The sequence below is a fragment of the Geodermatophilus sp. SYSU D00965 genome (assembly GCF_054050075.1).
In genome coordinates, this window is sequence record NZ_JBJGYQ010000003.1 from 73,708 (window position 1) to 95,960 (window position 22,253).

At 74.7% G+C, this 22,253-nt stretch carries 23 protein-coding genes; 8 read left to right on the forward strand and 15 right to left on the reverse strand.

Annotation, left to right across the window (positions count from 1 at the left end; genetic code table 11):
• The first annotated feature begins 52 nt into the window (after positions 1-52).
• From ACI789_RS03375 to ACI789_RS03385, 3 genes are all read left to right on the forward strand, one after another.
• Positions 53-829 carry an ABC transporter permease gene (locus tag ACI789_RS03375; protein ID WP_457006725.1) on the forward strand — a complete coding sequence of 259 codons (777 nt, stop codon included), beginning with the start codon at positions 53-55 and terminating at the stop codon, positions 827-829.
• A gap of 108 nt (positions 830-937) precedes the next feature.
• The gene (locus ACI789_RS03380; protein WP_457006726.1) at positions 938-2,170 is read left to right on the forward strand and encodes a S1C family serine protease; all 1,233 of its coding nucleotides are present in this window, start codon (positions 938-940) and stop codon (positions 2,168-2,170) included.
• A gap of 42 nt (positions 2,171-2,212) precedes the next feature.
• On the forward strand, positions 2,213-3,499 hold the full coding sequence (locus ACI789_RS03385) for a DUF445 domain-containing protein (RefSeq protein WP_457006727.1): 1,287 nt from the start codon (positions 2,213-2,215) through the stop codon (positions 3,497-3,499).
• Positions 3,500-3,532: 33 nt separating this feature from the next.
• Here the strand turns inward: ACI789_RS03385 and rlmB are convergent, their stop codons facing one another.
• From rlmB to ACI789_RS03410, 5 genes are read right to left on the reverse strand one after another with little or no spacing between them, the layout of a single operon-like run.
• Complete coding sequence (gene rlmB, locus ACI789_RS03390; protein ID WP_456917044.1) at positions 3,533-4,519, reverse strand: 23S rRNA (guanosine(2251)-2'-O)-methyltransferase RlmB; 987 nt, start codon at positions 4,517-4,519, stop codon at positions 3,533-3,535.
• Positions 4,501-5,901 (reverse strand): cysteine--tRNA ligase, encoded by a 1,401-nt coding sequence (cysS, locus tag ACI789_RS03395; RefSeq protein WP_457006728.1) that lies wholly within the window; start codon positions 5,899-5,901, stop codon positions 4,501-4,503. Before cysS ends, rlmB begins: the two co-directional genes overlap by 19 nt.
• 59 nt (positions 5,902-5,960) lie before the next feature.
• The gene (gene ispF / locus ACI789_RS03400) at positions 5,961-6,461 is read right to left on the reverse strand and encodes a 2-C-methyl-D-erythritol 2,4-cyclodiphosphate synthase (protein ID WP_457006729.1); all 501 of its coding nucleotides are present in this window, start codon (positions 6,459-6,461) and stop codon (positions 5,961-5,963) included.
• Complete coding sequence (gene ispD, locus ACI789_RS03405) at positions 6,458-7,120, reverse strand: 2-C-methyl-D-erythritol 4-phosphate cytidylyltransferase (RefSeq protein WP_457006730.1); 663 nt, start codon at positions 7,118-7,120, stop codon at positions 6,458-6,460. Before ispD ends, ispF begins: the two co-directional genes overlap by 4 nt.
• A 49-nt stretch (positions 7,121-7,169) precedes the next feature.
• Positions 7,170-7,652: a CarD family transcriptional regulator gene (locus ACI789_RS03410; RefSeq protein WP_097206868.1), complete on the reverse strand. Its 483-nt coding sequence runs from the start codon at positions 7,650-7,652 to the stop codon at positions 7,170-7,172.
• Positions 7,653-7,774: 122 nt separating this feature from the next.
• On the opposite strand from ACI789_RS03410, the gene ACI789_RS03415 reads away from it, so the two are divergent.
• Positions 7,775-8,632: a UbiA family prenyltransferase gene (locus ACI789_RS03415; RefSeq protein ID WP_457006731.1), complete on the forward strand. Its 858-nt coding sequence runs from the start codon at positions 7,775-7,777 to the stop codon at positions 8,630-8,632.
• A gap of 20 nt (positions 8,633-8,652) precedes the next feature.
• Here ACI789_RS03415 and ACI789_RS03420 read toward each other — a convergent pair whose 3' ends face one another.
• Together ACI789_RS03420 and ACI789_RS03425 are read right to left on the reverse strand one after the other, a co-directional pair.
• Positions 8,653-9,585, reverse strand: a complete 933-nt coding sequence (locus ACI789_RS03420; protein ID WP_457006732.1) for a hypothetical protein — start codon at positions 9,583-9,585, stop codon at positions 8,653-8,655.
• A gap of 10 nt (positions 9,586-9,595) precedes the next feature.
• Positions 9,596-10,189, reverse strand: coding sequence for an RNA polymerase sigma factor (locus ACI789_RS03425; RefSeq protein ID WP_457006733.1), 594 nt, complete (start codon positions 10,187-10,189; stop codon positions 9,596-9,598).
• A 213-nt stretch (positions 10,190-10,402) separates the two neighbouring features.
• Between ACI789_RS03425 and ACI789_RS03430 the strand changes: the two genes are divergently transcribed.
• From ACI789_RS03430 to disA, 3 genes are all read left to right on the forward strand, one after another.
• Positions 10,403-11,107 (forward strand): hypothetical protein, encoded by a 705-nt coding sequence (locus ACI789_RS03430; RefSeq protein ID WP_457006734.1) that lies wholly within the window; start codon positions 10,403-10,405, stop codon positions 11,105-11,107.
• A gap of 60 nt (positions 11,108-11,167) precedes the next feature.
• Complete coding sequence (gene radA, locus ACI789_RS03435; protein WP_457006735.1) at positions 11,168-12,532, forward strand: DNA repair protein RadA; 1,365 nt, start codon at positions 11,168-11,170, stop codon at positions 12,530-12,532.
• A 122-nt stretch (positions 12,533-12,654) separates the two neighbouring features.
• Positions 12,655-13,740: a DNA integrity scanning diadenylate cyclase DisA gene (gene disA / locus ACI789_RS03440; protein WP_456917035.1), complete on the forward strand. Its 1,086-nt coding sequence runs from the start codon at positions 12,655-12,657 to the stop codon at positions 13,738-13,740.
• An 18-nt stretch (positions 13,741-13,758) separates the two neighbouring features.
• Here disA and ACI789_RS03445 read toward each other — a convergent pair whose 3' ends face one another.
• A complete protein-coding gene (locus tag ACI789_RS03445; RefSeq protein WP_457006736.1) occupies positions 13,759-14,448 on the reverse strand; it encodes a MucR family transcriptional regulator in 690 nt (229 codons plus the stop codon).
• Positions 14,449-14,525: 77 nt separating this feature from the next.
• On the opposite strand from ACI789_RS03445, the gene ACI789_RS03450 reads away from it, so the two are divergent.
• Positions 14,526-15,419: an A/G-specific adenine glycosylase gene (locus tag ACI789_RS03450; RefSeq protein WP_457006737.1), complete on the forward strand. Its 894-nt coding sequence runs from the start codon at positions 14,526-14,528 to the stop codon at positions 15,417-15,419.
• Positions 15,420-15,577: 158 nt separating this feature from the next.
• Here ACI789_RS03450 and ACI789_RS03455 read toward each other — a convergent pair whose 3' ends face one another.
• The 7 genes from ACI789_RS03455 to ACI789_RS03485 all read right to left on the reverse strand — a co-directional run bounded on the left by ACI789_RS03455 (position 15,578) and on the right by ACI789_RS03485 (position 22,252).
• Positions 15,578-15,787 (reverse strand): hypothetical protein, encoded by a 210-nt coding sequence (locus ACI789_RS03455; protein ID WP_457006738.1) that lies wholly within the window; start codon positions 15,785-15,787, stop codon positions 15,578-15,580.
• Positions 15,788-15,872: 85 nt separating this feature from the next.
• Positions 15,873-18,407, reverse strand: a complete 2,535-nt coding sequence (locus ACI789_RS03460; protein ID WP_457006739.1) for an ATP-dependent Clp protease ATP-binding subunit — start codon at positions 18,405-18,407, stop codon at positions 15,873-15,875.
• Between the two features lie 224 nt (positions 18,408-18,631).
• Entirely contained in the window at positions 18,632-18,892 is a 261-nt protein-coding gene (locus ACI789_RS03465; protein WP_456917030.1) for a hypothetical protein, read from the reverse strand.
• On the reverse strand, positions 18,889-19,101 hold the full coding sequence (locus ACI789_RS03470; RefSeq protein WP_457006740.1) for a hypothetical protein: 213 nt from the start codon (positions 19,099-19,101) through the stop codon (positions 18,889-18,891). The genes ACI789_RS03465 and ACI789_RS03470 overlap by 4 nt, the downstream gene beginning before the upstream one ends.
• Before the next feature lie 323 nt (positions 19,102-19,424).
• Positions 19,425-19,778, reverse strand: coding sequence for a histone-like nucleoid-structuring protein Lsr2 (locus ACI789_RS03475; RefSeq protein WP_456917028.1), 354 nt, complete (start codon positions 19,776-19,778; stop codon positions 19,425-19,427).
• Between the two features lie 150 nt (positions 19,779-19,928).
• Positions 19,929-21,434, reverse strand: coding sequence for a lysine--tRNA ligase (gene lysS / locus ACI789_RS03480; RefSeq protein ID WP_457006741.1), 1,506 nt, complete (start codon positions 21,432-21,434; stop codon positions 19,929-19,931).
• Between the two features lie 11 nt (positions 21,435-21,445).
• Positions 21,446-22,252, reverse strand: coding sequence for a type III pantothenate kinase (locus ACI789_RS03485; protein WP_457006742.1), 807 nt, complete (start codon positions 22,250-22,252; stop codon positions 21,446-21,448).
• Position 22,253: the final 1 nt, after the last annotated feature.

Genomic DNA, 22,253 nt, shown 5'->3' on the forward strand with positions numbered 1-22,253 from the left:
CCGCCGACCGCCGGTCCGGCCGGGCACGACCGGCCCGGCAGGATCGGCGCCCGTGGGTTCCTCCGTCGTCGAGCTCGGTCCGCGGCTGGCCGTGGTGCTGGTGGTCCTCGCCGCCGTCGCCGCGACCGTCGGCCGGCTGTCGGGACTGGGCCAGGACCGCCCCGTCGCCGTCGCGGCGCTGCGGGCCGCCGTCCAGCTGGGGGTGGTCTCCGCCGTCCTGCTGGTCGTGGTGCACTCGCTGCTGCTGTCGGCGGCGTTCGTGGCGCTGATGGTCACCGTCGCGGCGGCCACCGCCGCCGGCCGGGCGACGGGGCTGCCGCTGCGGGCCCCGGGGGCGCTGCGCCGGGTGGGCACCGCCGCGCTGCCGGTGGTCGGCGGGGCGGGGCCGGTGGTGGCGCTGGTGCTGGCCAGCGGGGCCGTGCCGCTGCGCGGCGAGGCGGTCATCCCGGTCGCCGGGATCCTCGTCGGCGGCGCGATGACGGCCACCTCGCTGGCCGGCCGCCGCCTGCGGGACGAGCTCACCGGGCGGCGCGGCGAGGTGGAGGCCGCGCTCGCCCTCGGGTTCCTGCGGCGGGACGCCGTCCTGGAGATCGGCCGCGCCGCCGCGGCCACGGCCCTCGTACCGGGGCTGGACCAGACCCGCACCGTCGGGCTGGTGACCCTCCCCGGCGCGTTCGTCGGCGTGCTCCTCGGCGGCGGCAGCCCGCTTGAGGCCGGCGCGGCGCAGCTGCTCGTGCTGGTCGGCCTGCTGGCGACCCAGGTGGTCGCGGTGTGGGCGGTGACCGAGCTGGTGGCCCGGGGGCGGCTGCTCCCCGACGTCCCCCGCTGACGCGTCCAGGGACCTCACAGCCGACCGTCAGCCCCGCGGCAGCCGGGCAGCCGATCGTGGTCTGCGCGAGGGCGGCGGACCGCCGCCCGATAGGAGGACTCAGGAACCGTGAACCACTACGGCACCCCCACCGCAGCCCCGTGGACGCCGCCGGCCTGGCAGCAGCCGGGCGCCGTTCCTCCGCCGCCGCCCGGCTCCCTGCCCCCTGCCGAGCCGCAGCCGCAGGAGCCCCGCCGGCGGTCCGGCCGGCTGAGGATGGGCGTCGCGGGCCTGCTCGCCGGCGCGCTCATCGGCGGCGGCGCCGGCGCGGGCGTGGTGGCGCTCACCGACGACGGCGGGACGACCGGCACCACGACCGCGGCCGCGCAGAACGTGACCATCACGAACCCCGAGACGGCGACCGCCGTGACCGCCGCCGCGGCCAAGGCGGCGCCGAGCGTGGTGACCGTCTACGTCACCGCCCAGTCCGGCTCCGGCAGCGGCTCCGGCGTCGTCCTCACCGACGACGGCTACGTGCTGACCAACAACCACGTGGTGAGCCTGGACGGCAGCGCCGGCTCGGCAACCATCTCGGTGCGCACCTCCGACGGCACGCTCTACAACGCGACCGTCGTCGGCACCGAGCCGACCTACGACCTGGCCGTGCTGAAGCTGGACGGTGCTTCCGACCTGACGCCGGCCACCTTCGCCGACTCCGACGACGTGCAGGTCGGCGACCTCGCGGTCGCGATCGGCGCCCCGCTCGGGCTGTCGGACACCGTCACCGACGGCATCGTCAGCGCCACCGGCCGCGCCGTCGCCACCGGCTCCACGCAGGACGACGCGACGGTCATCGACGCGCTGCAGACCGACGCCGCGATCAACCCGGGCAACTCCGGCGGCGCCCTGGTCAACGGCGCCGGCGAGGTCATCGGCATCAACACCGCGATCGCCACGGTGGCCGCCGGCGCTCCCGGCCAGCAGTCGGAGAGCGGCAACATCGGCGTCGGCTTCGCCATCCCCGGCAACACCGCCGAGCGGATCGCGCAGGAGATCATGGCCTCGGGCTCGGCCCGGACGACGTTCCTCGGCGTGAGCGCGCAGACCGCGGCCGACGACGGCAACTCCGAGATCGGCACCGGCGCGCAGATCGTGCAGGTGCAGCCGAACAGTCCGGCCGCCGCCGCGGGACTGCAGGCCGGTGACGTCGTGACCGCCGTCGGCGACCGGGTGGTCACCACCTCCACCGAGCTGACCGCCGCCGTCCGCAGCGCGACGCCGGGCGACCAGGTCACCCTCACCGTCCAGCGCGGCCAAGCCACCTCCCAGGTCGACGTCACGCTGGGCAGCACCACCGACTGACGCACCAGCGCGGTCCGGGGCGGGGTGCCTAGGCTCGGTCAGGTGCCGGCACCCCGCCCGACCGCGACCGCGCCCCTGGCCCGCTCCCTCGACGACCCGGAGCGGGCCCGTGACCTCGCCCGCATGAAGCGGCTGGCGACCGGGCTGTTCCTGGCCGCCGCCGCGGTGTTCCTGACCTGCGTGCTGCTCGGCCCGGACGCCGGGGCGTGGGTGGGCTACGTGCGGGCGACCGCCGAGGCCTCGATGGTGGGCGCGCTGGCCGACTGGTTCGCCGTCACCGCGCTGTTCCGGCACCCGCTGCGGCTGCCGATCCCGCACACCGCGATCATCCCGCGCAAGAAGGACCAGATCGGCGCCAGCCTGGGCACCTTCGTCCAGGAGAACTTCCTGACCCGCGCCGTGGTCGAGGAGAAGCTGACCACCATCGACGTCCCCGGCCGGCTCGGCGGCTTCCTCGCCGCCCCGGGACGGGCCGAGCGGCTCTCCGGGGACGCCGCCGCCGTCCTCCAGTCGGTCGCCGACCTGCTCCGGGACGACGACCTGCAGCCCGCCGTCGCCGCCCTGGTCGACCGCAAGCTGCACGCCACCCCCGCCGCCCCGATCGTCGCCCGGGCCCTGGAGCTGGTCGTCGACGGCGACCGCCACCAGGAGGTGCTGTCGGCGGCGCTGCGCGGGCTGGCCCGCTTCCTCGACGACAACCGGGTGGTGTTCCGCGCCCAGCTCGGCGACGCCTCCCCCGCCTGGGTGCCCGACTGGGTCGACGACCGGGTCTTCGACCGGGTGTTCGCCGGGGTGATGCGGTTCCTCGAGGAGGTCGGCGAGGACCCCCGCCACGAGCTGCGCCGGGTCTACGACGCCCGGCTGCGCGCCTACGTGCACGCGCTGCGCACCGACCCCGCCGCCGCGGGACGGGTAGAGGAGCTGAAGAAGGAACTGCTCGAGCACCCCGCCGTCCGGTCGTGGTCGGGGTCGCTGTGGACCAACCTGAAGAACGCCGCGCTGACCGCGGCCGGCGACCCCGACTCCGAGCTGCGGGCGCGGATGACCGGGATGGTCCGCACGCTGGCGGAGAAGCTGCAGAGCGACCCGACCCTCCGCGAGCTGGTGCAGCGGCACACGCACACCGCGGCCGGCTACCTCGTCGAGCGGTTCTCCGGGGACGTGGCCGACCTGGTCGGCAGCACCGTGGCCCGCTGGGACACCGAGGAGACCAGCCGCCGCATCGAGCTGCAGGTCGGCCGGGACCTGCAGTTCATCCGGATCAACGGCACCGTCGTCGGCGGCCTGGCCGGCCTGGTGATCTACACGATCGCCCAGCTCATCGGCTGAGCGGAGTCGTACGGCGCGGTTTCCGCGCCCCTCCTACTCCGCTCGGCGGCGCGCCATCGCCGCGGCGTACAGCGCGATGCCGGCGGCGACGCTGACGTTGAGCGACTCGGTGTCGCGGGCGATCGGGATGCCGACGACGACGTCGCAGCGCTCCCGCACCAGCCGGGACAACCCCGTCCCCTCGGCACCGACCACGAGCGCCACCGGGTCGGCGAAGCCGTCGAACTCCGACACGTCGACGTCGCCGTCGGCGGCCAGGCCGACCGTCATCAGCCCGGCGTCCTGGTAGGACCCGAGCGCCCGGGCGAGGTTGACCGCCCGGGCGACCGGCAGGCGGGCCGCGGCACCGGCGCTGGTGCGCCAGGCGGACGCGGTCATGCCCACCGCCCGCCGCTGCGGGACGACGACCCCGTGCGCGTCGAAGGCCGCGGCCGACCGGACGACGGCGCCCAGGTTGCGCGGGTCGGTGACCCCGTCCATCGCCACGACCAGGGGCGGCCGGCCCGAGTCGCGGGCGAGGTCGAGCAGGTCGTCGGGGTGCGCGTACTCGTAGGGCGGCACCTGCAGCCCGATGCCCTGGTGCAGCGCGCCGCCGGACATCCGGTCGAACTCGGCCTTGCCGACCTCCAGCAGCGGCAGTCCGCGGTCGTTGGCCAGGTGCAGCGCCTCGGTGATCCGCTCGTCGGTCGCCGCCCGCGTGTCCCCGGTGACGACGTACAGGGCGGTCGCGGGGATGTGCGCCCGCAGCGCCTCCACGACCGGGTTGCGGCCGAGCAGCAGCTCGGGCGCCTCCTCGGAGCGCTGGCGGCTGCGGTCACGCTCGGCGCGGCGCCGCGCGTCGGCCTGGGCCCGCCGCTGCGCGGGGTGACCCGGCCGCATCTCCGCAGGCGGGGTGGCGCCGCGCCCGGCCAGGGATCGGCGGTTCTTGCCGCCGGTGCCGGCGGTGGCGCCCTTCTTGCCGGCGCCGCTGGTGCGGCCCCGGCGCTGGCTGTTGCCGGCCATCAGCGGCTCAGCTCCCATCGCGGTCCTTGTGGGGTGTCCTCGACCTGGACACCGAGCGCGGCCAGCTGGTCGCGGATCGCGTCGGCCGCGGCGTAGTCCTTGCGGGCGCGGGCGGCCTGGCGCTGCTCCAGCGCGAGCGAGACCAGCCCGCCGGTGACCTCGGTCAGCCGGTCGTCGGCGCCGGCGGCCCAGCGCGGGTCCAGCGGGTCCAGCCCGAGGACGTCGAGCATCGCCCGCGCCGAGCCCAGCGCCGCCGCGGTCGCGTCGTCGTCCCCGGCGGCCAGCGCGGTGTTGCCCTGCCGCACGGTCTCGTGGATCGCCGCGACCGCGGCCGGGGTGCCCAGGTCGTCGTCGAGGGCGGCGGTGAACTCCGGTGCGAGGTCCGCCTTGCCGGCGTCCGCACCCACCCGCTCAGCGGCCCGCTTCACGAACGACTCCAGCCGCCGGTAGGCCGCTCCGGCCTCCTCCAGCGCCGCGTCGGTGAACTCGATCGTCGACCGGTAGTGCGGGGTGACCAGGTAGTAGCGCAGCTCCACCGGCCGCACCCGCTTGACCACCTCGTCGACCAGCGCGGTGTTGCCCAGCGACTTGCTCATCTTCTCGCCGCCGAGGGTCACCCAGCCGTTGTGCAGCCAGTAGCGGGCGAAGCCGTCGCCGGCGGCCATCGACTGGGCGCGCTCGTTCTCGTGGTGCGGGAAGCGCAGGTCCAACCCGCCGCCGTGGACGTCGAACTCCGGCCCGAGGTAGCGCTCGGCCATCGCCGAGCACTCCAGGTGCCAGCCCGGCCGGCCGCGTCCCCACGGGGTCGCCCAGCCGGCGGTCTCCGGCTCGCCGTCCTTGTGCGCCTTCCACAGCGCGAAGTCCCGCGGGTCGCGCTTGCGCTCGTCGGTGTCGGTGTCGGCGGCCGGCTGCAGGTCGTCGGTGCGCTGGCCGGTCAGCTCCCCGTAGCCGGCGAAGGAGCGGACGTCGAAGTACACGTCGCCGTCGGAGGCGTAGGCGTGGCCGCCCTCGATCAGCCGCTCGATCAGCGCGACCATGTCCGGCACGTGCCCGGTCGCCCGCGGCTCGTAGGTGGGCGGCAGCACGCCGAGGACGTCGTACGCCCGGGTGCAGGCCAGCTCGTTGGTGTAGGCCCACGCCCACCACGGGACGCCGTGCTCGGCGGCCTTGGCGAGGATCTTGTCGTCGATGTCGGTGACGTTCCGGACGTAGGTGACCTCGAGCCCCTTGGCCGCCAGCCACCGGCGCAGGACGTCGAAGGCGAGCGCGGCCCGCACGTGGCCCACGTGCGGCGGGCCCTGGACGGTGAGCCCGCAGACGTACATGGAGGCCTGTCCCGCACGCAGGGGCGTGAAGTCGCGGACCGCGCGGGCGGCCGTGTCGTACAGGCGGAGGCTCACTGCGCGGAGTCTACGGAGCGCAGCGCCGGCTCTGCGCGGAGTCTTCGGGCGTTCGACTGTCAGCCCGGCCCGGCGTCCGTCGACCCGGTCCGGACCACCAGCGCCGTCGCCATCGCCGCGCGCCCCTCGCCCCGGCCGGTCAGGCCCAGGCCGTCGGTGGTGGTGGCGGTGACACTGACCGGAGCGCCGAGGGCAGCCGACAGCGCCGCCTCGGCCTCGGCCCGCCGCGGGCCGACCTTCGGGGTGTTGCCCACCAGCTGCACCGCGGCGTTGCCCACGCGCCAGCCGGCCTCGGCGAGCACCTCCCGGACGTGCTCCAGCACCGCCACCCCTCGGGCGCCGGCCCACCGGGGGTCGTCGGTGCCCAGCAGCCCGCCGATGTCGCCGAGCCCGGCGGCCGACAGGACCGCGTCGGTCAGGGCGTGCGCCACGACGTCACCGTCGGAGTGCCCGGCGCAGCCGTCGGCGCCCGGCCACAGCAGCCCGGCCAGCCAGCACTCGCGCCCGGCCTCGACCGGGTGCACGTCCACCCCGATCCCCACCCGCGGGAGCTGGTTCACCGCCGGACCTGCAGCTCGGCCAGCGCCAGGTCGTGCGCCACGGTGACCTTGGCGGCCCGCTCGTCACCGGGCACGGTGGCCACCGGGACCCCGGCCGCGCGCACCACCGCGGCGTCGTCGGTGAGCTCGGCGTCGTCGGGCAACCGGCCGTAGGCGGCGACGAGGGTCTCCCGGTCGAAGCCCTGCGGGGTCTGCACCCGGCGCAGCTCCTCGCGCGGGAGGGTGCCGGCGAGCAGCCCGTCGGAGTCGACGGTCACCGTGGTGTCCACGACCGGCAGCACGGGGACGACGGCGGGTGCTCCGGCGGCCACCGCGGCCAGCACCCGGGCCACGACGTCGGGCGGGGCCAGCGGGCGGGCGGCGTCGTGCACGAGGACGGCGTCGCAGCGGTCGTCGGCCGCCGCGAGGGCCGCCCGGACCGAGGCGGTGCGGGTGCCGCCGCCGACGACCAGCCGGACGTCGGTCGGCAGCACGGTGGCGAAGGCGGAGAGCTCGGCGGCCGGGACGGCGACGACGACCTCGGCCACCCCGCCGTCCCGGAGCGCGTCGACGGCCCAGCAGACCAGCGGCCGGCCGCCCAGGGGCACCAGCGCCTTCGGCCGATCTGCCCCCAGACGCAGACCACTCCCGGCCGCTGCGACGATGCCGACAGCGTGCACGGGAGTGGTCTGGACGTGCTGGAGCGCAGGAGAACTCGCGGGGACGAGCTCAGCTGGCGAGGACCTCGTCGAGGAGCACCTCGGCCTTGTCCTCGTTCGTGCCCTCGGCCAGGGCGAGCTCGCTCACCAGGATCTGGCGGGCCTTGGAGAGCATGCGCTTCTCGCCGGCGGAGAGGCCACGGTCCTTGTCGCGGCGCCACAGGTCGCGGACGACCTCGGCGACCTTGTTGACGTCGCCGGAGGCGAGCTTCTCCAGGTTGGCCTTGTAGCGGCGCGACCAGTTGGTCGGCTCCTCGGTGTGCGGGGCGCGCAGGACCTCGAAGACCCGGTTCAGCCCCTCCTGACCGACGACGTCACGGACGCCGACGATCTCTGCGTTGTCGGCCGGCACGCGCACGGTGAGGTCACCCTGGGCGACCTTGAGCACGAGGTAGGCCTTCTCTTCACCCTTGATGACCCGCTTCTCGATCGCCTCGATGAGCGCGGCACCGTGGTGCGGGTAGACAACGGTCTCGCCGACAGTGAAGCCCATGTGTGTGTGACCCCTTTCGCTGTCCACAGGTTACCACGCGAAACTGACGAAGGGGACGGCCCGAATTCGTAAACCCGCAGGTCAGCGGCGGAATGAACTGGTCGAGAGGGGTTGACATCGGCGTGGTGGATGTGCCTGCGCACCCCTCCCGCCCGGCGGTGACCGCCCGCGCGCTGGCGCTGGCCACGCACCCCGGCCCGGCCGTCGCGGTGACCGTCGTGGCCACCCTCCTCGGGGTCGCCGCAGGGGTCCCGGGCGGGCGGGTGGTCCTGCTGTCCCTCGCCGTCCTCGCAGGTCAGGCGTCCATCGGGTGGAGCAACGACTGGCTCGACGCCGACCGCGACCGCGCCGTCGCGCGGGCCGACAAGCCGGTCGTCCAGGGCGCCGTGGCCCCCTCGCTGCTGCGCTCGCTGGCCCTCGCGTCGGCCGCCGCGGCCGTCGTCCTGTCCCTGGTCCTCGGTCTCGTGCCGGGGCTGCTGCTGCTCGTCCTGGTCGCCAGCGGCTGGGCCTACAACGCGGGACTCAAGCGCACCGCCGTGTCCGTCGTGCCCTACGTGACCGGGTTCGGGGCGCTGCCCGCCGGCGTGGTCGCCGCCGCCCCGGGAGGACCGGTCGCGCCCTGGTGGCTCGTGGCGGCCGGCGGCGCGCTGGGGGCCGCGGCCCACCTGGCCAACGTCGCCCCCGACCTCGAGGACGACCTCGCCACCGGCGTCCGCGGGCTGCCGCACCGGCTGGGGGCGCGGGTCTCGGCGGTCACCGGTGCGGTCCTGCTGGGCGCGGCCTCGCTGGTGCTGGTCCTGGGTCCCGACGGCCGGCCGACGGCCGCCGGGTGGGCCGGGCTGGCACTCGCCGTGCCCGCCGTCGCCGTGGCCGCCCTGGCCGGTACGCCGCGCTTCCGCCGGCTGGCCTTCCCGGCGGTCATGCTGCTGACCGTCCTGGACGTGGTGCTGCTGCTGGCCGGTGGGGCCGCGGTCACCTGAGCGCGGCCCCACCGCCGGGGTCACTTCCGGCCGTGGCCCTTGCCGTTACCGTTGTCGTTGCCGTTGCCGTTGCCGCGGGACTCGACCTCGGCCGCGGGGACCGCCTCGGCGGTCTCCTCCTCGGCCTCGGGCGCCTCGACCTCGGTCTCGGGCTCCTCCGCCGCGGTCCGCTCGGCCTCGCGGGCGTCCTTGCGCTGCTGGTTGCGCGCGTGGGCCTGCTCGCTGACCGTGCCGCCGTCGACCCAGCCCTGGCGGGCACCCTCGCTCACCCACGAGCCGTGGGACTGGCCCTCGACCGGTCCCTCCTGCCACGCCTCCTGCTCGGGGGTGACCTCGTCGGCCGGCTCCTCGGCGTCGACAGGCTCCTGGGCGTCCTCCGGCACCCCGGTCTCCTCCGGCACCCCGGTCTCCTCCGGCACCTCGGTCCCCTCGGGGACCTCGGCCTCCTCCAGCGTCCCGGTGCCCTGCGGGTCCTCGGTGGCGCCCGGCGTCGCGTCGTCGACGCCTTCGGTCGCGTCCCCGGAGGGGGCTGTGGTGTCGCCGTCCGAGGCGGGCTGGACGACGGGGGCCGGCTCGTCCCGGGCGACGGCGACGGTGGCGGTCGTCGCACCGGCCAGGGCGACGACGACCGCGCCGGTGCCGGCGGCGGCCTTGGCGAGCGCGCCGGCCGAGGCGATCTTGGCGACGAGAGTGGTGAGCAGCATGCGAGGCCTCTTCCGTGAGGTCCGGGCGGGGCGCCCGGCCGTCCCGGGGGACGGTTCCTGGTGGGGGGTGAGGAGACCGGTCGCCAGCAGTTCGGCCAGGGCCGCGTTCGGCCGCCCGGGAGCCTCGGCGTCCGCCCGGACCGCGTCGGTGAACGCGGCCAGGCCGGAGGCGCCGTCGGGCACGGGGCGGCCGGCGAGGACGGCGTCGAAGGCCGCCTCGAGGGCTCGGTCGTCGGCTGGCGTGGTCATCTCGTCCTCGTCATCGCCGGAGGGCTCCAGAAGGGTGCGCGCCGACCCCCACCCGTTCGGGGGAGGTCGTCTCGAGGGTGCTGCGCAGGCTGCGCAGCCCGCGGCGTTGGAGTGCCTTGACCGAGCCGACGGAGCGGCCGAGCACGGAGGCCACCTGCTCGACGGTGAGGTCGCCGAGGATCCGCAGCAGGAGGACCGCGCGCTGGTCGGTCGGCAGCGTCGCGCACAACCGGTGCACGTCGTCGGTGCCGATCCGGACGAACGCGTCGTCCTCCACGTCGCCGCCGCCGAGGTCGCCGAGCACCGCGTCGTCGTCGGTCACCTGCGGACGGCGGCCCCGGCGACGCCAGTCGTCGACCAGCCGCCGGTGGGCGATCGTGAAGACCCAGGCGCGGAACGCCTCCTCGTCCCCGCGGAAGCCGGCCAGCCCGGTGAGGACGCCGATGAACGTCTCGCTGGCCAGGTCGTCCGGCTCGGCCGCGCCGTGGAGCCTCAGGTAGCCGGTCACGGCCGGCGCGAGGTCCCGGTAGAGGACCTCGAAGGCCCACGCGGCCCCCGCCCGGCCCGCGGCCAGGACGTCGTCGAACGGCAGTCCCGTCCGCATCCCGCCTCCCGTCGTCGCCCTCGTTGCTCCAGGGGAATCGGCAGACGTCGTGGCGAACCGGACCGGCACCACCCGGTCGGGTGGTGCGAGGCGACGACGGCGCGCCGGGGCGTCCCCTTCCCTCCGGGCGGGTCCCCGGGGCCGGGCGTTAGGCTCGGCGCGACAAGGGCCATCGACGTGCGGTGGCCGGCACGTCCCTGGAGGTCGACGGCTGTGAACCGCGCACTGCGCGCCGCCACGATGGGTGCCCTGCTCCTCAGCCCGATCGCGTTGACCGCGTGCAGCGCGGGGCAGGTCTCGCAGACCGCCACCCAGAACCGGGACAAGGTGGGCCCCGAGGCCCAGGCCGGCGACATCACCCTGCGCCAGGTCCTGCTCGAGTACCCCACCGAGGGCCGGTACGCCGCCGGTGACGACGCGTCCCTGTCCATGACGATCGTGAACGGCAGCAACGAGGCCGACACCCTGGTCGGCATCGAGGGCGACGCCTTCACCGGCGTGATCGTGAGCGGGCAGGCGACCGCGTCCCCCGCCGTCCCGGGCTCCCCCTCGGCAGCGCCGACCACCGGCGCGACGCCCTCGGCCCCGGCCGCGCCCGGTGCCCCCGCCGCGCCCAGCGCACCGGCCGCGCCGACGACCGCCACCGCGAGCACGCGGGTCGACATCCCCGTGCCCGCCCGCTCCAGCGTGCAGATCGGCGACGACGGCACGCTCACCGTCGACCTCGCCGACCTGTCGGAGGAGCTGACGACCGGCCAGACCGTCGACCTGACGCTGACCTTCCAGCGCGCCGGCGAGGTCTCCGTCCAGGCGGGCGTCGCCACCCCCGACCGCGCGCTGCCCCGCGGCGAGGGCTTCGACTTCCACGACGGGGCCGCGGAGGGCCGCGAGGGCGAGCAGGACACCGAGTCCGAGTAGCCGGAGGGCCCCGTCCGCGTCCTCCCCGGAACTGTCGTACCCGGCGGTTAGCGTCGCCGGGTGCCTTCTGCAGGAGTGAAGTCCCGCCCCGCCCACCGCTGCACCGAGTGCGGCTACGGCTCGGCCAAGTGGGTCGGCCGCTGCCCGGAGTGCCAGGCGTGGGGCACGCTGCAGGAGGTCGGCGTCCCGGCCTCGCCGCTGCGGTCCGTGGCGGCCGGCCCGGTGACCGCCCCCGCCGTCCCCATCGCCCAGGTGGAGCTGGCCTCCGCCCGCGCGGTCCCCACCGGCATCGACGAGCTCGACCGGGTGCTCGGCGGCGGGCTGGTGCCCGGCGCGGTGCTGCTGGTCGCCGGCGAGCCGGGGGTCGGCAAGTCGACCCTGCTGCTCGAGGTCGCGCACCGGGTGGCCGCGGCCAACGGTCCGGCGCTGGTGGTGTCGGGTGAGGAGTCCGCGGCCCAGGTGCGACTGCGGGCCGAGCGGATCGGCGCCCTGCACGACGGCCTCTACCTGGCCGCGGAGACCGAGCTGTCCGCCGTCCTCGCGCACGTGGAGCAGGTGAACCCCTCGCTGCTGGTCCTCGACAGCGTGCAGACGGTGCGCTCCCCCGCCGTCGAGGGCACCGACGGCGGGTCCACCCAGGTGCGCGCGGTGGCCAGCGCACTGACCGGGGTGGCCAAGAGCCGCGGGATGACGACGATCCTGGTCGGCCACGTCACCAAGGACGGCGCCATCGCCGGGCCGCGCACCCTGGAGCACCTCGTCGACGTGGTCGTCTCCTTCGACGGCGAGCGGCACTCCACCCTGCGGCTGATCCGGGCCACCAAGAACCGGTTCGGGCCGGCCGACGAGATCGGCTGCTTCGAGATCGGGGACCGCGGCGTCGTCGGCGTCCCCGACGCGTCGCACCTGTTCGTCTCCCGGCGGGCCGCCCCGGTCCCCGGCAGTTGCGTCACCGTGACGATGGAGGGCAGCCGGCCGCTGCTGGCGGAGGTGCAGTCGCTGGTCGCGTCCAACAGCGGGGGCGGGTCGCCGCGGCGGGCGGTCAGCGGGCTGGACTCCCAGCGGGTGGCGATGGTCAACGCCGTCGTCGAGCGGCGCGGCGGGGTGCGCCTGGCCGACGCCGACGTCTTCGCCGCCTCGGTGGGCGGCGTGCGGATCACCGAGCCCGCGGCCGACCTCGCCCTGGCGCTGGCGATCGCCTCCGCGGCCAAGGACGTCGCCCTCCCCCAGGGCCTGGTCGCGCTGGGCGAGGTGGGGCTCTCCGGCGAAATCCGGCGGGTGGGCGGGACGGGGCGCCGGCTGGCCGAGGCGGCCCGTCAGGGCTACCGGGTCGCGCTGGTCCCCGAGGACGCCGGCGCCGCGCCGAAGGGCATGCGACTGGTCGAGGTGCCCGACCTCGGGGCCGCGTTCGCCCACTTCTTCTGACTCTCCGTCACGGCCGGGGTCCGGTGTCTCGCCGGATCCGGTGAGGTGGCTCACGGACCCGGAGCAGTACCGTCGGGGCCACGTAGACTCAGCCGCCAACACACCGAACGTCAGGAGCGCTCGTGCCCCCCGCCGTGGATTCCGAGGTCGCGCTCCGCGAACTGCTCGGCCGCATCGCACCGGGGACGGCACTGCGCGACGGCCTGGAGCGGATCCTCGCCGGCCGCACCGGTGCGTTGATCGTCCTCGGCTACGACCGCGTCGTGGAGTCCATCTGCACCGGCGGTTTCGCCCTCGACGTCGCCCTGTCGGCCACCCGGCTGCGCGAGCTGGCCAAGATGGACGGCGCGGTGATCGTCTCTTACGACGGTGCCCGCATCGTCCGGGCCGGCGTCCACCTGATGCCCGACCCGACGGTCCCCACCGAGGAGTCCGGTACCCGGCACCGCACCGCCGAGCGGGTGGCGATCCAGACCGGCTTCCCGGTGATCTCGGTCAGCCAGTCGATGCACATCATCAGCGTGTACGTCGCCGGCCGGCGGTACACCCTCGAGCACCCGACGACCATCCTGGCGCGCGCCAACCAGGCCCTGGCCGCGCTGGAGCGGTACAAGCTGCGGCTCGACGAGGTGGCCAGCACCCTGTCGGCGCTGGAGATCGAGGACCTCGTCACCGTGCGCGACGCGATGAGCGTCAGCCAGCGGCTGGAGATGGTCCGGCGGATCGCCGACGAGATCGAGGGTTTCGTCGTCGAGCTCGGTACCGACGGCCGCCTGCTGGCCCTCCAGCTCGACGAGATGCTCGCCGGCGTGGAGGAGGACCGCGGCCTCCTGGTGCGCGACTACCTCCCGGGCGGGGCCCGCCGTCCGAAGACCATCGAGAGCGTGCTGACCGACCTGCGGGCGCTGTCGGCCACCGAGCTGCTCGACCTGTCCGCCGTGGCCCGCTGCTACGGGCTGCCCACGTCGGCCGACGCGCTGGACTCCCCGGTCAGCCCCCGCGGGTACCGCCTCCTGGCGCGGGTGCCGCGGCTCCCGGCCGGCATCATCGACCGCCTGGTCGACCACTTCGGCGGGCTGCAGAAGCTGCTGGCCGCCACGATCGAGGACCTGCTCGCCGTCGACGGCGTCGGCGAGGCCCGGGCCCGCGGCATCCGCGAGGGCCTGTCCCGCCTGGCCGAGACCTCGATCCTCGACCGCTACAGCTGAACGGCCCGGGGCCGTCCCTCAGGTGACGGCGAAGGCGGCGTCGGGGCTGGTCTTGGTGTCCAGCCGCCCGCGCAGCAGGTACTGCCCGGGGCCGACGGCCGTGCGCTGCGCGGTGCAGCCGGGATCGCTGGACAGGCCGCTCCACACCAGCGGGAAGGCGACCGACTCACCCGGTGCGAGGGTGCGGGTGTCGCTGCTGGCCTCGGGGAAGCAGTCGTTGCTGCCCCACAGCCGGTTGCCGGCGCCGTCGAGCAGCACGATCTCCTGCAGGCCCTTGTCGAGGGTCCGCACGCACGGCACCGGAGAGACGTTGGTGATCACCAGCTCGAAGGTCGGCTTGCTGCCCGCCGGCGCGCTGCCCGGCGTGCGCACCTGCAGGCCGATCCCGTCGTCGCTGCACGGCCCGCCCGGCTCGGGTGCCGGCGCGCGGGCAGGCTCCGGCTCCGGCTCCGGTGTCGTCTCGGGCGCGGGGGTCGGGGTCTGCACGCTGGCCAGCGAGGGCACCACCCGCTCCAGGGCCGGCAGCTCGGCCGGCTCGTCGGCGGCGGTGGTGGGCGCCGCGGCGGCCGAGGTGCTGCTGCCGCCGTCCCGGAGCGCGGCGACCAGCAGCCAGCCCGCGCCGCCGAGCACCGCCACGACCAGGAGCAGGACCAGCAGGCGACGCCGCCAGTAGACCGCCGCGGGGAGGGGGCCGACCGGGTGCAGCACGCCGAGAACCGTAGTGCGCCGACCGGGGGGCTCCCGCGTCGGCACGCCGTCCCCGCCGGGCGGCACACTGGACCCCCGTGGACAGCACCGCCCCGCCCCTGACCGGGACCGGCCTCGGCGAGGCCCTCGTCGACTGGTACGCCGACGCCGCCCGCGACCTGCCGTGGCGGCGCCCGGACGTCGACCCGTGGGCGGTGCTCGTCAGCGAGGTGATGCTCCAGCAGACCCCCGTCGCGCGGGTCGAGCCGGTCTGGCGGGAGTGGATGGCGCGCTGGCCCACGCCGGCCGCGCTCGCCGCTGCCTCTCCGGCGGAGGTGATCCGGGCCTGGGGCAAGCTCGGCTACCCGCGACGGGCGCTGCGGCTGCGCGAGACCGCCGTCGCCCTCACCGAGCGGCACGGCGGCGCCGTCCCCGCCGACGTGGCAGCCCTCGAGGCGCTGCCGGGCATCGGCACCTACACCGCCCGCGCGGTCGCCTGCTTCGGCCACGGGCAGCCGCAGCCGGTCGTGGACACCAACGTGCGGCGGGTGGTGGCCCGGCTCGTGCACGGCCGGGCGGAGGCGGGCACCGCGCGGACCGCCGACCTCGCCGACGTCGCCGCGCTGGCCCCCGCCGACCCGGCACGGGCGGTGCGGTTCTCCGTGGCGGCCATGGAGCTCGGCGCGCTGGTGTGCGTCGCCCGCACGCCGCGGTGCGGGGCCTGCCCGGTGCGGCACAGCTGCGCCTGGCGGCTGGCGGGGTGCCCGGCGTCCGACGGTCCGCCCCGCAGGGTGCAGCGGTTCGCCGGGACCGACCGTCAGGTGCGCGGGCGGCTCCTCGACGTCCTGAGAGCCGCTCAGGGGCCCGTGGCGGCCGTCGAGCTCGACGGCGCCTGGGACGACGCCGTGCAGCGCTCCCGGTGCCTCGACTCCCTGCTCGTCGACGGGCTGGTCGAGCAGACCCCCGACGGCCGGTTCCGCCTCCCCGCCTGACGGCGCACGCCCCGTTGATCATGGGGATGTTGCCGGCCGTCACGGCGCGTCCTCGCGTGTCGCCCGCAACAACCCCATGACCAACGAATCGGGACGGCCGGCGGGGTGGGGTGGGACGGCCGGCGGGGTGGGACGGCCACAGCAGCCCGCGCTCGTCCTCAGCGACGCGGGCGCGGGTTGCTGAGGTCGCGGAAGGTCATCAGCCAGCCCGCCAGCGCCACGACGAGAGCCAGCACCAACAGGACGGCGCGCAGCCAGCCGGGCAGGCCGCGCCCCTGGACCCACACCACGGTGGCGCCGACCATCGCCGCCACGATCAGCAGCCCGCCGTAGACCGGCGTCCGCCTCGGGTGCTCGCCCCGCGCCATGACGTCATCGTCCTGCGGGGTGAACGCCGCAGGGGCCGCCTCCCGTGCGGGAGGCGGCCCTTGTCGTGCTGCTACCGGGACTCGCTCAGTGGTCGGAGGTCCCGGTCGCCGGCGGCTCCTCGTCGCCGACCGAGAGCGCGACCGGCGGGGTGTCGGGGAGGTCGATCGGCTTGGCCTCGCCGCGGAAGACGAACTTCTGCTCGGCGCCCTCGCCCTCGACGTCCACCACGACGATCTGACCGGCGGTCAGCTCGCCGTAGAGGATCTTCTCCGACAGCGTGTCCTCGATCTCGCGCTGGATCGTCCGGCGCAGCGGCCGGGCACCCAGCACCGGGTCGAAGCCGCGGTGGGCCAGGAGCTTCTTGGCCTCCTGCGTGATCTCCAGCGACATGTCCTTGTTCGCCAGCTGGCTCTCCACGCGGGCGACCATGAGGTCGACGATCTGGATGATCTCGGCCTCGGTCAGCTGGTGGAACACCACGATGTCGTCGATGCGGTTGAGGAACTCAGGCCGGAAGTGCTGCTTGAGCTCGTCGTGCACCCGCGACTTCATGCGCTCGTAGTTGGACTGCGTGTCGTTCCCGGCCTGGAAGCCGAGGCCGACCGCCTTGGAGATGTCCCGCGTCCCGAGGTTGGTCGTGAGGATCAGGATCGTGTTCTTGAAGTCCACGATCCGGCCCTGACCGTCGGTGAGCCGGCCGTCCTCCAGCACCTGCAGGAGCGTGTTGAACACGTCCGCGTGCGCCTTCTCGATCTCGTCGAAGAGGACCACCGAGAACGGCTTGCGCCGCACCTTCTCGGTCAGCTGGCCGCCCTCGTCGTAGCCGACGTAGCCGGGAGGGGCACCGACCAGCCGCGAGACGGTGAAGCGGTCGTGGAACTCACCCATGTCGATCTGGATGAGCGCGTCGTCCTCACCGAAGAGGAAGTTGGCCAGCGCCTTGGCCAGCTCGGTCTTACCGACACCCGAGGGGCCGGCGAAGATGAACGAGCCACCGGGACGGCGCGGGTCCTTGAGGCCCGCCCGCGTCCGCCGGATCGCCTGGCTGACGCTCTTGATGGCCTCTTCCTGGCCGATGATCCGCTTGTGGAGCTCCTCCTCCATGCGCAGGAGTCGGGTGGTCTCCTCCTCCGTCAGCTTGAAGACGGGGATGCCGGTCCAGTTGGCCAGCACCTCGGCGATCTGCTCGTCGTCGACCTCGGCGACGACGTCCATGTCGCCGGCCTTCCACTGCTTCTCGCGCTCGGCCTTCTCGCCCAGGAGCTGCTTCTCCTTGTCGCGCAGCGACGCGGCCTTCTCGAAGTCCTGCGCGTCGATGGCCGACTCCTTCTCGCGGCGGATGGCCGCGATCCGGTCGTCGAACTCGCGCAGGTCCGGCGGCGCGGTCATCCGCTTGATCCGCATCCGGGCGCCGGCCTCGTCGATCAGGTCGATCGCCTTGTCCGGCAGGAAGCGGTCGGAGATGTACCGGTCGGCCAGCGTCGCGGCGGCGACCAGGGCGCCGTCGGTGATGCTGATCCGGTGGTGCGCCTCGTACCGGTCGCGCAGCCCCTTGAGGATCTCGATCGTGTGGGTGAGCGTCGGCTCGCCCACCTGGATCGGCTGGAAGCGGCGCTCGAGCGCGGCGTCCTTCTCCAGGTGCTTGCGGTACTCGTCGAGCGTGGTGGCGCCGATGGTCTGCAGCTCACCGCGGGCCAGCATCGGCTTGAGGATGCTGGCGGCGTCGATCGCGCCCTCCGCGGCACCGGCCCCGACGAGGGTGTGGATCTCGTCGATGAACAGGATGATGTCGCCGCGGGTGCGGATCTCCTTGAGGACCTTCTTCAGCCGCTCCTCGAAGTCACCGCGGTAGCGGGAACCGGCGACGAGGGCGCCGAGGTCGAGGGTGTAGAGCTGCTTGTCCTTCAGCGTCTCGGGGACCTCGCCCTTGACGATCGCCTGGGCCAGGCCCTCGACGACGGCGGTCTTGCCGACGCCGGGCTCGCCGATGAGGACGGGGTTGTTCTTGGTCCGCCGCGAGAGGACCTGCATGACCCGCTCGATCTCCTTGGCCCGCCCGATGACCGGGTCGAGCTTGGAGTCGCGCGCGGCCTGGGTCAGATTGCGGCCGAACTGGTCGAGGACCAGCGAGGTCGACGGGGTGCCCTCCGACGGGCCGCCGGCCGCGGCCGGCTCCTTGCCCTGGTAGCCGGACAGCAGCTGGATGACCTGCTGGCGGACGCGGTTGAGGTCGGCGCCGAGCTTCACGAGGACCTGGGCGGCGACGCCCTCACCCTCGCGGATCAGGCCGAGCAGGATGTGCTCGGTGCCGATGTAGTTGTGGCCGAGCTGCAGCGCCTCGCGCAGGGACAGCTCGAGGACCTTCTTGGCCCGAGGGGTGAAGGGGATGTGCCCGGACGGGGCCTGCTGGCCCTGCCCGATGATCTCCTCCACCTGCTGCCGGACACCCTCCAGCGAGATGCCCAGGGACTCGAGCGCCTTGGCGGCGACACCCTCACCCTCGTGGATCAGGCCCAGGAGGATGTGCTCGGTGCCGATGTAGTTGTGGTTGAGCATCCGGGCCTCTTCCTGGGCCAGGACGACCACGCGGCGGGCTCGGTCGGTGAACCGTTCGAACATCTGCTGCTTCTCCTCTGACCGGCTGGTCCGGCACTGCCCTCCCCGCGCTGGGGAGGAGCACCCGACGTCCGTCGGCGCGCGGCGCACCGGTCTTCCACTGTAGTCGCGGACTCCGTCCCTCCGTCGGCACGCGAGGCCGCCGGTGGAGGAACTGGAGCTGCCCGGTCCAACCGATGGTGGCGCGGTGGTGTTCCGGGACCGTTACGCCGTGAGCGGACGCGGTGTCAGCAGGTGAGCGCCAGGCACACCCAGCACAGCGGCCACTCCTCGTCGCCGTCGTCCGGCCAGGTCCACAGGGCGGGGTCGAGCAGGGTGACCGGCGCGAGGCAGAGCGCGCGGCCGGCGATCAGCCCGTCGGCGCCGACGGCGTGCAGCCGGGTCGTCGGCGCCTCGTCCGCGGCCGGGCGGCAGCCGACCTCGTCCACCCCGACGGTCCAGTGGCCGTGGTCGAGCGAGCCGCGCCCGGCGCTCCGGCCCGCCGTCACTCGAGGACCACCAGGACGCCGTCGGCCGCGAGCCGGTCGGTCAGCTCGTCGAGCACGGCGCGCGCCGCGGGCTCCACGGTGGCCTGCAGCCGGACGGCGATCCGCCGGTGCCCGTGCCGCTGGAGGGCCAGCACGGTCCCGCTGAGCAGGTCGGCGCCGACCTCGTCGAGGTGGCCCCGCGCCCGGACGAGGCCGCGGACCTGGTCCACGGTGGCGGTGAAGGAGGGGGCGAGGGGGGAGGTGTCCTGGGGGGTCGGGTCAGAGCTGGGATCGCGACCACCCGTCGTGGTCGCCCACGCCGCGTCTTGGCTCATACCCCAAGCGTTACTGGACCGTCCGTATCCACCCAGGGACCTAGGACCCTGACCTGCGACTTCAGGTGAACTCTCGGTGGCGGGGACGACAACGGCCCGGCTCCCCGAAGGGAGCCGGGCCGCATGACGTGCTGGATCGGCCCCCCTTACAGGACCCGCCCCGGCCCCGTCCCGGGTCCCGCCCCGAGCGTGCGAGGGGTGGGGAGGACGGGGTCCTTCTAGTGCGCGGCCTCGTAGGCCTCGACGACGCTGGCCGGGATGCGCCCGCGGTCGCTCACCTGGTGGCCGTTCTTCCGGGCCCAGTCGCGGATCGCGCCGGCCTGCTCCCGGTCCATCCGGCCGCCCCCACCGGTCGCGCGGGAGCGCCCGTTGCCGGACGCCCGGCCCGAGCCGCGGCCGACCTTGCGGGCGGCCTGGACGTACCGCGAGAGGGCGTTGCGCATCTCCTCGGCGTTCTTCTCGGACAGGTCGATCTCGTAGTTCGTCCCGTCGAGGGAGAAACTCACGGTCTCGTCGGCCGGGAGGTCCTCGTCGAGGTCGTCACTGAGGATCACCTGGACCTTGCGAGCCATTCCACTTCCCCACTTCCCGCTACGGCCCCTTTCGGGGCGGTCGGTCGCCCCGAAGCGGGGCAGTTGCTTTGCCGCCTCGAACCATAGTGCATTCAGCGAGAAGTCCGGAATGACGAAATACCGGATGGGGTGAGAAACGGACCGCGGAGTTCAGGACGAAATCGGCCGCACGAGCGGGAAGAGGATGGTCTCGCGGATTCCCAGGCCGGTGAGGGTCATCATCAGCCGGTCCATGCCCATGCCCATGCCACCGGTCGGCGGCATCCCGTACTCGAGCGCCTCGAGGAAGTCCTCGTCGAGCGCCATCGCCTCGGGGTCGCCGGCCGCGGCCAGCGCCGCCTGGGCGGTGAACCGCTCGCGCTGGGCCACCGGGTCGACCAGCTCGGAGTAGGCGGTCGCGCGCTCGACCCCGGCGATGTACAGGTCCCACTTCTCCGCCAGGCCCGGCGCCGACCGGTGCGCCCGGGTCAGGGGCGAGGTGTCCAGCGGGTAGTCGACGACGAAGGTCGGCGACTGCAGCGTGTCCTGCACCAGCGCCTCGAACAGTTCCTCGACGACCTTGCCGGGAACCCACTTCGGGTCCACGCCCACACCGTGGCGCTCGGCGATGGACCGCAACTGCTCGTGCGGGGTCTCGGGGGTGATCTCCTCCCCCACTGCGTCCGACACCAACGTGTAGAGCGGGATCTGCGGCCACTCGCCCGACAGGTCGATCTCGGTGCCGTCGTTGTGCCGCGCGACGTGGTCGCCGAACAGCGCCGCGCAGCATTCCTGCGTCAGTTCCCGGGTGAGCGTGGCCATCACCTGGTAGTCGGCATAGGCCTGATAGGCCTCCAGCATCGCGAACTCCGGCGAGTGCGTGCTGTCGGCGCCCTCGTTGCGGAAGTTGCGGTTGATCTCGAAGACCCGCTCGAGCCCGCCGACGATGCACCGCTTGAGGAACAGCTCCGGTGCGATGCGCAGGTACAGGTCGAGGTCGAACGCGTTCATGTGGGTGCGGAAGGGACGCGCCGCGGCGCCGCCGTGCACCGTCTGCAGCATCGGGGTCTCGACCTCGAGGTAGCCGCGCGCGGCGAGACCGGCGCGCAGCGTCGACATCACCGTGGACCGCTGCCGCACCGTCCGGCGAGCCTCGTCGCGCACGATCAGGTCCACGTACCGACGGCGGACCCGCAGCTCCTCGCTCATCGGCTTGTGCGCGACCGGCAGCGGGCGCAGCGCCTTGGCGGTGAGCTGCCAGGAGTCGGCGAACACCGAGAGCTCCCCGCGCCGCGACGTCCCGACCTCGCCCTGGACGAACACGTGGTCGCCGAGGTCGACGTCGGCCTTCCAGGCGTCCAGCGCGTCGGCGCCCACGCGGTCGCGGGAGAGCATGACCTGCAGCTCGGCGTCGCCCTCGCGCAGCGTCGCGAAGCACAGCTTGCCGGTGTTGCGGCTGAAGATGACCCGGCCGGTGACCCCGACCTTCTCCCCGGTCGTGGTGTCCGGCGGCAGGTCCGGGTGGGCGGCGCGGACGTCGGCCAGCGTGGTCGTGCGGGCGACGGCGACCGGGTACGGGTCGACGCCGGAGTCGCGCAGCCGGTCCAGCTTCGCCCGGCGGACCCGGAGCTGTTCGGGGAGTTCGTCGTCAGGCGGGCCGGGCGGTACGTCTGTCACGGGAGGCCAGCCTACGGGGAGGGCGGGCGACGTCCTGCCGCCTGCTGCCGTTCGAAGGCCAGCCGCAGCCCGTGCACGGTGAGGTCGGGCTCGCGCTCGCCGATGGACCGGCAGCTGCCGGCGACCAGCGGGGCCAGCCCGCCGGTGGCGACGACGACCGGCGGCACCCCGAACGAGTCCACCAGCTCCGCGGCGATCCGGGCCACCAGCCCGTCGACCAGGCCGGCGAAGCCGAGCACCAGGCCCGACTGCAGCGCGGCCACGGTGTTCTTCCCGATCGCGTGCGGCGGCACGGTGAGCTCCACCGACCGCAGCTGGGCGGCGCGGCTGGCCAGCGCCTCGAGGCTGACCTCCACCCCCGGGGCCAGCGCTCCCCCGAGGAACTGCCCGGACGGGCCGACGGCGTCGACGTTGGTGGAGGTGCCGAAGTCGACCACCACCACGGGCCGGTCGCCGCCGTCGGGCCCGCGCCCGTACAGCTCGTGTGCGGCGAGCGCGGTCACCACCCGGTCCGCGCCGACCTCGCGGGGGTTGTCCACGTGCAGCGGGACGCCGGTCCGGACGCCGGGGCCGATGAGGACGACCGGCACCTCGAGGGAGTCCAACAGCTGCCGCAGCGCCGGCAGCAGCGCGGGCACCGTCGAGCAGGCCGACACCCCGGTCACCTCGGTGTCCCGCAGCAGCCCCCGCCACAGCAGCCGCAGCTCGTCGGCGGTGGCCCGCGGCGCCGTCGTCACCCGCCAGCAGCCCACCCGCCGGTCGCCGTCGAAGGTGGCCAGGACGGTCTGGCTGTTGCCGACGTCGACGGTGAGCAGCACG